The organism is Alcanivorax sp. HI0044 (assembly GCF_001634945.1).
In genome coordinates this window covers 1-620 of the sequence record NZ_LWEZ01001784.1, presented here as the reverse complement: position 1 = coordinate 620, position 620 = coordinate 1, and the positions used below count along the sequence as shown (strand labels likewise).

Annotated in this window: 1 protein-coding gene and 1 pseudogene; both read right to left on the bottom strand. The window is 56.5% G+C overall.

Annotated features, from left to right (window positions below; translation table 11 throughout):
- Positions 1-285 (bottom strand): annotated as a pseudogene (locus tag A3730_RS26705) (outer membrane beta-barrel domain-containing protein); the annotation flags it as partial.
- The coding region (locus A3730_RS26700) for an outer membrane beta-barrel protein (protein WP_156501389.1) at positions 255-620 on the bottom strand (366 nt) is incomplete at its 5' end. The gene A3730_RS26700 and the pseudogene A3730_RS26705, both read right to left, overlap by 31 nt.

The window sequence follows — 620 nt, the reverse complement described above, 5'->3', positions numbered from 1 at the left end:
CAGAAATACATCCTCAGAGAGGTGGTAATCCAGCCGCACGCCCAGCACCGGGTCACTGCCGAAATCCTCAATGGAGAGGATGCCGGTATAGAGGCCAATCTCGAAATTTTCCGCATCGATATCCGCCTCTTTGATATGGCGGCGCTCGATACGCGGATCGAGCACGGATTCCGCATCCGCATCCCGAACGGTGGCCTTGTTGTCACCCTCTTGTTCCGCCGCCAAGCTTTGCAGTGGCAGCAGCAGGGATGCCGTTAAAACAATACTGAGAAACCGAGTTTCCATTCTTCCAAATTCCGGTTGTCGTCTTCCTGGGTAAACAGCACATAGCTACGGTATTCGCCGCGCAGAACAAAGCCCCGCGACAGATAGGCTTTCAGGCCAGCACCGGCGAAGGCAAAGTTTTCGTCACGGTTTTCCGGCGTTACCACCGTGGCCCGGGGCTCGATTTTGGCGCGCCCGGTACCCAGCATGACATAGGGAGAGACCCGCCAGCGCGGGAACATCTCGTGCTGCAAGTTAATGTCGATCAATTTGTTGTTGGCAAAGGGGCCGCTCGCCTGGGTAAACATGGCTTCCGCAGACAGGTTTTCCGTCATCCGGTAGCCCAGTGCAAACGC